This window comes from Gilvimarinus sp. 1_MG-2023 (assembly GCF_030548285.1).
This window is the reverse complement of record NZ_JAUOSC010001119.1, coordinates 1-265: the sequence shown is the minus strand read 5'-3', so window position 1 is coordinate 265 and position 265 is coordinate 1. Positions and strand designations below refer to the sequence as shown.

The 265-nt window shown below is 49.4% G+C and carries 1 pseudogene; it reads left to right on the top strand.

Features of this window, described 5'->3' with window-relative positions:
• A pseudogene (locus Q4563_RS20330) lies at positions 1 to 265 on the top strand (hypothetical protein); the annotation flags it as partial.

The window sequence follows — 265 nt, the reverse complement described above, 5'->3', positions numbered from 1 at the left end:
GCTTTAGCCGATAGCAATCGAGGTTTTTTTGCAGGGGTTGGCGCCTCATCGGAGAATGTCGACGACAGTCCTTCGTTTCACAAAGCCAACCTGTGGACTGCAGAGATATTTGGCGGCTACAAACACAATGCTTGGCTGGGCGGTGAAGTTCGTTACAATGAAGGGCTGGGCAATGAAGAGCTAAGGCTAGAAGCGGATGTACCCAGTACAGTAAAAATGGATATCGATAAATCGATGAGTGTTTACTACCGCGCCGAGGCCGTAA